Source organism: Mailhella massiliensis, assembly GCF_020741395.1.
GTDB classification, from domain to species: Bacteria; Desulfobacterota; Desulfovibrionia; order Desulfovibrionales; family Desulfovibrionaceae; genus Mailhella; species Mailhella massiliensis_A.
This window is the reverse complement of record NZ_DYZA01000128.1, coordinates 1-9,237: the sequence shown is the minus strand read 5'-3', so window position 1 is coordinate 9,237 and position 9,237 is coordinate 1. Positions and strand designations below refer to the sequence as shown.

General features: G+C 56.7%; 9 protein-coding genes, 1 tRNA gene and 1 pseudogene. All 11 read right to left on the bottom strand.

The window, feature by feature from the left end; all coding sequences use genetic code 11:
- Positions 1–213 precede the first annotated feature (213 nt).
- The gene (locus K8W16_RS06560) at positions 214–630 is read right to left on the bottom strand and encodes a hypothetical protein (protein WP_304122268.1); all 417 of its coding nucleotides are present in this window, start codon (positions 628–630) and stop codon (positions 214–216) included.
- 76 nt (positions 631–706) lie between these two features.
- Positions 707–1,702: an OmpA family protein gene (locus K8W16_RS06555; protein ID WP_304122266.1), complete on the bottom strand. Its 996-nt coding sequence runs from the start codon at positions 1,700–1,702 to the stop codon at positions 707–709.
- Between the two features lie 149 nt (positions 1,703–1,851).
- Positions 1,852–2,169 carry a TusE/DsrC/DsvC family sulfur relay protein gene (locus K8W16_RS06550; RefSeq protein ID WP_077071760.1) on the bottom strand — a complete coding sequence of 106 codons (318 nt, stop codon included), beginning with the start codon at positions 2,167–2,169 and terminating at the stop codon, positions 1,852–1,854.
- 416 nt (positions 2,170–2,585) lie between these two features.
- Entirely contained in the window at positions 2,586–3,077 is a 492-nt protein-coding gene (locus K8W16_RS06545; protein ID WP_304122263.1) for a YchJ family protein, read from the bottom strand.
- A gap of 454 nt (positions 3,078–3,531) precedes the next feature.
- Positions 3,532–4,047 (bottom strand): crossover junction endodeoxyribonuclease RuvC, encoded by a 516-nt coding sequence (gene ruvC / locus K8W16_RS06540; protein WP_304122262.1) that lies wholly within the window; start codon positions 4,045–4,047, stop codon positions 3,532–3,534.
- 283 nt (positions 4,048–4,330) lie between these two features.
- Positions 4,331–4,921 (bottom strand): 50S ribosomal protein L25/general stress protein Ctc, encoded by a 591-nt coding sequence (locus K8W16_RS06535; RefSeq protein WP_304122260.1) that lies wholly within the window; start codon positions 4,919–4,921, stop codon positions 4,331–4,333.
- Positions 4,922–4,993: 72 nt separating this feature from the next.
- Positions 4,994–5,929, bottom strand: coding sequence for a ribose-phosphate pyrophosphokinase (locus K8W16_RS06530; protein WP_304122270.1), 936 nt, complete (start codon positions 5,927–5,929; stop codon positions 4,994–4,996).
- Between the two features lie 78 nt (positions 5,930–6,007).
- Positions 6,008–6,082 (bottom strand) — tRNA-Gln (locus tag K8W16_RS06525).
- A gap of 23 nt (positions 6,083–6,105) precedes the next feature.
- A complete protein-coding gene (gene ispE, locus K8W16_RS06520) occupies positions 6,106–6,990 on the bottom strand; it encodes a 4-(cytidine 5'-diphospho)-2-C-methyl-D-erythritol kinase (protein ID WP_304122259.1) in 885 nt (294 codons plus the stop codon).
- A gap of 572 nt (positions 6,991–7,562) precedes the next feature.
- Positions 7,563–8,225, bottom strand: a pseudogene (gene cmk, locus K8W16_RS06515) ((d)CMP kinase); the annotation flags it as partial.
- Positions 8,226–8,227: 2 nt separating this feature from the next.
- Positions 8,228–9,237, bottom strand: a 1,010-nt coding sequence (gene hisC, locus K8W16_RS06510; protein ID WP_304122257.1) for a histidinol-phosphate transaminase, incomplete at its 5' end; no start/stop codon positions are given.

The following is a 9,237-nucleotide window of genomic DNA, read 5'->3' as shown; positions in this document are numbered from 1 at the left end:
TTTTGATGGGGACGGAAGCCTGAACAACTCCGTCTTATCGAAAAGGTGTTTTTCAGGTATCACCATTTTGAGTTCCACCCGCTAAGCGGGTGTTTTTCTGTTTCGGTCGCTTCCGCTCCCTCAACTGCCTGGAGGCCTTAAAACTCAACCGGCTTCTCCGAATCAAGTCGGAAAAGCCGGTTGTTTGACAGTGGAGGTGTCGCCTCCGGAATGTCAGTTTTCCCACTTACCTTTCACATAGCGGGGAAGTTCCGTCAGCTTGCGGATCTTCACGCAGCGGAATTCACCGTTGGCGGCTTCCTTGTGGGTATTGCCCACGCTCTCGAACGTCAGTTCCTCATAGCGGAGCGTCGCCACATAATCGAAATGCTTGCTCTTGCTCTTGCGCATCTGCGCCTTGGCCGTCTGCTTGTTGATCTCCGTGAATGTTGCGATGTACTTGGAGCCGCGCTTCACCACCTGCGGGCGCGCACGATTGACGGTCATACGCTTGTTGGCGCTCGTGATATACTGGCTGACAAAGGCGTCGAGGTCGGCCTGAATTTTGGATTCATTGGCTGCAAAGGAAGCGCAGGGATCCAAAAGCAGAAGACCGCACAGGACTACACCCATCCAACACTTGCGAAACATGAATGAAAACTCCGTGCTTACAAAATCAGAAAGGGGCCCGGTGTTGCCGGGCCCCTCAGTCATACGGGCTCAGTTATTAGTTGAAAAGCAGCTCAACGCGACGATTCAGGTAGCGGCCTTCTTCGGTAGCGTTGTCATACTTGAAGGACTTGCCCATACCGATAGCGGTCAGCTTGGAAGCGGGAACACCCTGTTCCACAAGATAAGCCTTAACAGCGTTGGCACGATTCTGGGAAAGAACCTTGTTGTAGGCGTCGGTACCGATGGAGTCGGTCCAGCCTTCCAGGGTGACATGCACATTCTTTTCCTTGAGCACAGCAGCGGCTTCGTCGAGGATGCCCTGAGCCTTAGCGTCGAGCGCATAGGAATCGAAGGCAAAGTTGACGCCATGGAGCACCAGGGCTTCTTCAGCGGCGCCGGTGTAGAACACGTCGGCCACGAACTGATTCAGGGCGTTCTGATCAGCCATGAGGTCGGCGCCCTTCACGGATACGGAGCAAGAATTCAGGCCGGCGATCTTGTCGAGAACAGCCTGACCTTCTTCAGTGTCGGCAAAAGAAATGACGTGGAAGCAGATGCCGGGCTGAGCCTGATAAATGGCAGCGGCTTCAGCCACGGGATCAACGCCGAGGTTGTTGGCGCCGTCGGAAGCGAGCACAATGGCGGTAGGACGGGCCATGGCGGCATAATCACCGGAGTTGGCGGCAAAACCGTCGCCCATGGGGGTCATACGGCCGAAGACCTGACCGTTATCCTGCAGAGAGGCAATACCGTCGGCCATGGCGGAACGATCCCAGTCACCATAGGCAACGACGCTGCCGGCGGGAGCGACGGTGTGCAGGGAAGCCTTGTAGCCGAGATCGGGAATGGCTTCATTCACGGCGGCGAGCACCTGCTTGGCGGCGGCGGCCTTGGTCATCTTGAATTCTTCGGACTTCATCATCATGGAGCCGGACTGGTCGGCCAGAAGATCAAAGCTGTCCACCTTACGGACAAGATCCGCAGCCTGGGCGGCAGAGGCAATCCCCATCACCATAGCCGCGGCAAACAGCGCATGACGAAATGCTTTCATGGAATCCTCCATTTAAAAATGTTATGGCAAAATCGGATACCTTCATCTCTATCAAAGGCTATCCCCACAGGCAAGTAGAAAAAAGGCGAAAGAAAAACTCTTCCGCCTTTTCCTAAAGCTCTTATACTGTCAGCACAAGAAGTACTGGCTTACACGCAGCCGGTGGGCTTGGGCAGACCGGCCATCTTGCAGGCGCCCTTACCGGGGCCGGAGGGGAACAGCTCGTAGATTTCCTTCAGCTTATAGCCGGTATTCTTGGACATGATACGCACCATGGGGGCGATACCATTCTTCTTGTAGTAATCCTGCAGGAAGTCGATAACCTTATGATGATCGGCGGTGAGTTCCGGAATACCTTCGGATTCCTTCACGAATTCCAGCCATTCAGGGCACCAGTCTTCGAAGCGAAGCAGGAAACCGTCTTCGTCGACTTCAAAGGTCTTTCCCTGGAAAGAAACTTCAGCCATGCGCGTCCTCCTTGGACATGTTGGGACTGTGGGGAAAATTGCCTGCGCAAGACACAGGCTCACATACATAAAAAGGAAAAAAGAATGTCGTTCCTTCTGCTCTGGAAGCCTGCCACAAATAGGGGGAAATGACAAGCCCTGCCGAGGGTTCTTTTTTCCCGGGCCGCAAAGACTCTCACAGGGGCCGCCCCCTATGAACGAAACTTTCCGTGGAATGCCCGCCGGAAAAGCCTATTACAGTGTTTTGCGCCGGAACGCAAGGGTTTTCTCCGTTTTCCGCATTTTCTTCACGGCTGAAGAGCAAGGAATACTTCCTGCCCTGACGCGAAGAAACATTCGTAATCTCGACACGCCAGAGCTCCGACGCCTCCGGCCTCAAGGTCTTTCCGCAGCCGCCTCGGGGCCGCCTTCCGCACTCAGCGGGGCATACAGCATTTTTTGTACTTCTTGCCGCTGCCGCAGGGGCAGGGATCGTTGCGCCCTACTTTCGGCGTTTCACGCCGAACAGGCTGCTTGGCGTACACATTGCCTTCCACATAGAACCACTCGTCGCCTTCCTTGCGGAAAAAGGCGTCCTCACGCAGTTCCTGGGGCATGTTCTGCACGCTGTAATGGGCGCTGAATTTCACTTCGCCTGTAGAGTCGTTCTCACCGCCTTCAACGGTTTCTATGATTTCAAGCCCTTCCCAAGTCATCATGGACGACCATTCCTTGATTTCATCGGCCGAGGCGTCCTCGCGGAACTGGGGGTGCGTGGTATCCGTCAGATATTGATAGCGGCCGAGACAATGGGCCGTGTAGCGCGAACGCATAAGGGCTTCGGCTGTGGGAGCCTTGGCTTTTCCTTCAATATACTGGCCACAGCAGGCATCCAGTTCAAGGCCGGAGCCACAGGGACAAAGACTCATAAACATTTCCTCCAAAAGGGTTTTGGCGCAGTGTGCCCGCATTTTTCACAGAACACAAGCCCGAAGGGGCAGAAAAAAGCCCGCCGGAGAGGGAAGCCGACGGGCGAATGGTGTTGATGTTTTCCAAAGGAATGTACTTATTGTTATGCAAATTTTATGCCAATAATATCATTTTATTATTTTATCAATAAAAAACAGTATATTATGCTTTTTCATCCTTACTATCTCTCTCAAAAAACAGAAAAATACGTATTTTTTTTTGAACTCTCCGTTTTCAGGAGAAAGCGGGCTGCCGGAGGCCTGAAAAATTTTTGAACTCCAAAAAAAATCGCTCACCTTCTCCCGGGAAGAAAAGAGTATTTATTAAAAAAATCTGAGCAGCTTTAGTTTTTTGTCCCCCCCCCCGGGCACGGCTTTTCCCTCTCCGGACACCCTGCGTGCCGGGCAGGTCTTTTCAAGACAGGCCTTCCAGCCTGCGAAAACGACGCAACGTGAGGTGGCACACGGCAATGGCCAGGGCATCGGTACTGTCCAGAGGGCCTTCGATATGCGTTTTTCCCAGAAGTCGCGCCACCATGAAGGCCACCTGCTCCTTTTCCGCCCTTCCTGTGCCCACCAGCGTCTTTTTGACCAGGGTGGGTTCATAATCCTGTACGGCAAGGTGAAAGGACGCGCAGGCCGCTATGGCTGCACCTCTGGCCTGGGCCAGCTTGATGGTGGAAGCGATGTTCTTTGCCGTGAACACCTGCTCCACTCCCGCCTCTTCGGGATGGAACTCTTCAATGATCCCGTGCAGACCATGGTAGATGCAGGCAAGGCGCTCGGGAAAGGAATCACCTTTGACGCGCAGCACGCCATTCGCCACGAGCTCCAGCCTGCCGGAACATTCGCGCACAATCCCCCAGCCGGTAATGTTGGACCCCGGATCTATACCCAGAACGGAAATCGCCGAGGAAGGATGGATGGACATGCCTGCCCCTTGAGGAAATTGATGGTGAGAGACAAAAATCGCACGGAAACTTCCTCATCTCTCCGAATACGGGGAGGACGGCACGCCTTACAGGGCGGATGCCCATCCCCACGGAAAAGGCCCGGGATAAGGAGAGGGAGAAAATGAGCTTTCCGCAACGCAGAAGGGCAGTTCCGGCCGTATACCGACGTGCAGAGTCGCTTTTTCACGCACCCTGCATCCATAGAAAAAAGGCCGGGGCAGCAATCTGTCCCGGCCCAGGAAAGGCAAAGCCTGCGCGCGATTATTCGGCGGGAGCTTCTTCAGCACCTTCCATGAAGACGGAGACCATGGTGAAGTCAGACTTGTACACGGCCTTCACGCCTTCGGGAAGAGGCATGTTGGAAACACGAATGGTCTGGTTGATTTCCATACCGGAAACATCCAGGCTGACCTTACGGGGCATGTCGGCGGGCTTGGCGGAAAGCACCACTTCGTCGCGGTAGGTTTCCATGGTGCCGCCCATCTTCACACCCTTGGGGGTACCCACATATTCCACCTGCACCTTGACCTTGATTTCCTTGTCAAGATCCACACCGAAGAAGTCGACATGGGTGAAAGTATTCTTCACAGGGGAATACTGAGCGTCCCACACGAACACGGGATGCAGGGTCTTGACACCGTTTTCGTCTTCGATTTCAAGCTGGAAGACATTGGTGCGGCCCACCTGTTCGTAAATCTTGCTGAGGGGCAGTTCAGCCATCTGAACGGCGATATTCTGGCCGTCGGCGGTGTAGTAGACGCCGGGCACCAGAGCTTCGGTACGAAGGCGGCGATTGGCGCCCTTGCCGAAAGCGGTACGCTTCTTCACAGAAAGGGTTTTCAGTTCGGACATGATGCTTTCTCCTTATGGGCCGTCTCCCGTCGAACGGGGTGCGGCGCGATATATCGTCTTCAATCCCCTGAATCAGAACAGGGCGCTGACAGAAGAACCGTCGTGAATATTGCGGATACTCTTGGCCAGGACTCCGGCGATGGAAGCCACGCGGAGCTTTTCACACTGGGCGGCATGGTCGCCGAGCGGAATGGTGTCGGTTACGATGATTTCCTTGAAAGGAGAATCATTGAGGCGCTCGCAGGCAGGGCCGGAAAGTACTGCATGGGTCGCACAGGCATACACTTCCTTGGCGCCACCTTCCATGAGAATGTTGGCGGCGGTACAGATGGTGCCTGCGGTGTCGATCATGTCGTCCACAAGCACGGCAGTCTTGCCCGCAACATCGCCGACAATATGCATTTCCGCCACCTGGTTGGGACGGTCGCGACGCTTGTCGATAACGGCAAGGCTCGCGTCCATCTTCTTGGCGAAGGAGCGGGCGCGTTCCACGCCGCCGGCGTCGGGAGACACCATGACTATTTCACCGGAAAGCGCGCTGAGCTTCTTCAGGAGCACGGGGCGGGCATACAGATTATCCACGGGGCAGTTGAAAAAGCCCTGGATCTGACCTGCGTGCAGATCCACCGTCACGATGCGCTGCGCGCCCGCCACGGTGAGAAAATCGGAAACAAGCTTGGCGCTGATGGGAGCGCGGGGGCTGACCTTACGATCCTGGCGGGCGTAGCCGAAATAGGGAATAACAGCCGTGATGCGGCCGGCACTGGCACGCTTTAGAGCATCGAGGATAAGGCACAGTTCCATAAGGGACTTGTTGGCCGGGGCACAGGTGGACTGGATGACGAACACGTCATGCCCACGCACACTGGCGCCGATTTCCACGCGCAGCTCACCGTCGCTGAAGGTCGTGCAGAGTGCAGGCGTAAGGGCGCAGCCAAGGTGGTCGCAAATATCCATGGCCAGCTGAGGATTGGCCGTACCTGTGAGAATTTTAAGGTCGCCGTACATAAGGAACATGCCTTCCTGAGTAAAGTACCTAAGCTACAGAGGCGCCGCCGCCAGGCGAAGCCGGAACATAACGACACATGGCTGGGGCGGCAGGATTCGAACCTGCGAATAGCGGACCCAAAACCCGCTGCCTTACCGCTTGGCGACACCCCAACATTGCCAGCCGACAGGAAGACTCAGAAAAGGAAAGGGCCGAACACCTGAGCCTTTTCCTGCCCCTTTTGCAAAGCTGCGGCGCCTTGAGCCGCACACACAGGATCACGAAAAAGCCCGAACAGTGCCGAACCGCTTCCACTCATACCTGCAATATCCGCACCTTCCTGTAATAGTTGCATTTTTAATGCAGCCAACTCAGGATGGGCCGCGAAAACCACAGGCTCAAAGTCGTTCCTGCCATAGAATGACTGGTAACTTGAACGGTTATTTTTATCTGCCTTCGTTTTCTCTGTCAAGGAAAATGACGCCCTTTCTGCATCCCATGCCGCGTAAGCCCATGCCGTATCGACATGGACATGAGGGCAGACAAGGACGCAGCTCATGCCTCTCACGCCGCTTTCCACCGGAAAAAGCCGCTCTCCGATGCCCTGCGCAAGGCAGGGCACGCCCTTCAGAAAAAAGGGTACGTCCGCCCCCACTCGGGCGGCTATCGGCAGCAGCTTCTCTTCCGGCAAGGGTTCAGGCGCATGACGCTGGAGCCATAAGAGAACCTGAGCGCCATCCGCGCTGCCGCCGCCGAGGCCCGCTCCGTGCGGAATTTTCTTGACAAGCTCCACATCCACGGCCGGGGCGAAGCCCGTAGCCTCAACATACAAGCCGTAAGCGCGGGTAAGGGTATTTTTCTCAAGGTCTATGCCCGGCGTCGTGCAGCTCACCGCAATCCCACTATCGCGGGAAGCAGGCCTGAACACCAGTATATCCTGCGGCCCGGGCAGAGGCATGAACAGGGTCTCCAACTCATGGTAACCGCTCGGAAGCTTTCCCGTGATGAAGAGAAAAAGGTTGATCTTGCCTGCGGCGTATATCCTCTCTTCCCCTGCCGGAAAGACCTTCTCTTCACTCATCGCATGCTCCCTAAGCTTTTCCGGGTATCCCGGACGCCCTTTTTTCCCTCTCCCCCGACGGAAAGATTCCGCCCCTTCCAACGCAGGCCCAAGCGAACATCCGCCTTCTTCACTTTCGTGAGGAGAAGCTCCGCGCAGAGATCCCGTCAAGAATTCCGACGCCTTTTGCAGGGAAGCCTGTCAATAAAATCTGCTCAATCCCTCTACCGGGGCAGGAGTGAGGCCTCAATAGCTACATTTTCCTCAGGCAGTTCCTCGGCTAACCTTGCGGCCGCCGCCTGCGCGGCGGCAAGCGCGCGAAGCCTGGCCAGAGGCCCTTCCTCGGCCACGGCCTCGGCCACAAAAAGGCCGTCTTCATGCAGGATGCAGGAAATCTCCACCCCGTAATGGGAAGACGACGCTGCGCTCGCAGCCGCGCGGCCAGCCTCCCTCGCATGGAGAAAGGCGGCCTCCCGCACAGCCATATCCTGAAGAAGAGAAATCGCGGAGGGAGAAAGCACCATACGCACGCTGGCGTGCACAGGTGAGGGGAAAACAGAAGGCAATTCAGCCTGCTTCATGATGACAGCGTCCAGTAGTACGCGCAGCACCCCTTCCAGATCCAGATCGGAAGTATCCACAATAACGGCATCTTCCGCAGGACGGAGGGGATCCACAGCCCGGCCTCTGTCCTGTGCATCCCGCGCTTCAATGCCGCGCTGTATCTCTTCCAGTGTCTCCCCATTCAGAGTCCCCCTGGCTTCCAGCTCCAGATAGCGGCGCCGGGCACGCACTTCCGGGCGGGCGTCGAGAAAAAACTTATGCCTTGCCGCCGGAAAGACCCGGGTACCCATATCACGCCCTTCGGCCACGAGCGAACAATTCTCCCCTATCTCTCGCTGGGCGCGCTGCAGCTCTTCCCGAAGCACAGGCAGACGTGCCACCAGGGAAGCCAGCCTCCCGGCCTTTTCCGTGCGGATTTCCTCGCCCACAGGAACCCCGTTGCAGCAAAGCCCGGGTGCAGCTCCCGGCTCCGGTGCTTCCAGGCTGAAACGGTATTCCCGGCAGCGGGCACGCAGGGTCGCTTCATCCATATCGGCAGAAGCGGCTCCGAGGCGCAGGCCCAAGGTACGATACATGGCCCCCGTATCGAGATAGGCGATGCCCAGTTCAGCGGCCAGGCGACGCGCCAGCGTACTTTTCCCCACGCCCGCAGGTCCGTCCATGGTAATGACCCCATAAGAATCTTTTGCCATGTTCAGGCTCCCAGTATCTCGCGCGTATAACGCAGGAAAAGTTCGTTCTCCTCATCGGTCCCCACGCTCACCCGCAGCCAGTCCGGCAGATGATAGCCGCCGAGGGCCCGGATAATGATCCCCCGGCGCAGAAGCTCGCCATGCAGGGTCTTTACGCCCACAGCTCCTTCAGGAGTCCGGAACATGATAAAATTGGAAAGGCTGGGCAGCACCTCGCATCCCATGGTGCGCAGCTCTTCCGTAAGCTGTACGCGGCCGCGCTTCACAAGCTCTATGGTCTTTTCCCGGAACTCGCTGTCGTCCAACGCAGCCAGGGCCGCTTCCTCGGCCAGAATGTTGAGGGAGAAGGGCAGACGCACGCGCCACAGATAGTCTGCAATGGCAGGGGGGAGGATAGCATAGCCTATACGCATGCCGGCCAGGCCGTAAACCTTGGAAAACGTGCGCATGAGAGCCACGTTGGGGAGGCTCTCAAGCCGGGAAAGCAGGGAGTATTCCGCCCCCGCGAATTCAATGTACGCCTCATCCACTACCAGCAGGCAGGCGGGAGGAAGCGCTCCGGCTAGAGCGGCAAGCTCTTCTACGGATGCTGCACGGCCGGAAGGATTGTCCGGCGAGGTGACAATGACAAGAGTGGTGTTTTCATCCACCAGCTTCAGAAGACCGGGAAAATCAAAGGAAAAGTCGGACTTCAGAGGAGCCTGACGCAATTCTACGCCCGCCATTTTCGCCTGCGTGGGATACAGGCCGAAGCAGGGCCGGAACGCCACGGCATTATGTACGCCGGGAACAGCGCGCACCCGGAAAAGGAGGTCTATGACCTCATCAGAGCCGTTACCCACGAAAATGCGCCCCGCATCCACGCCATAGAAGGAAGCCAGGGCCTTCACCAGCCTGGGATTGCCGGACTGCGGGTAACGGAAAGCCTGGGAAGCGCACTTTTCCATGACTTCGCGAACCCTGGGAGATACGCCCAGCGGGTTTTCATTGCTGGCCATTTTTATGACGCGGG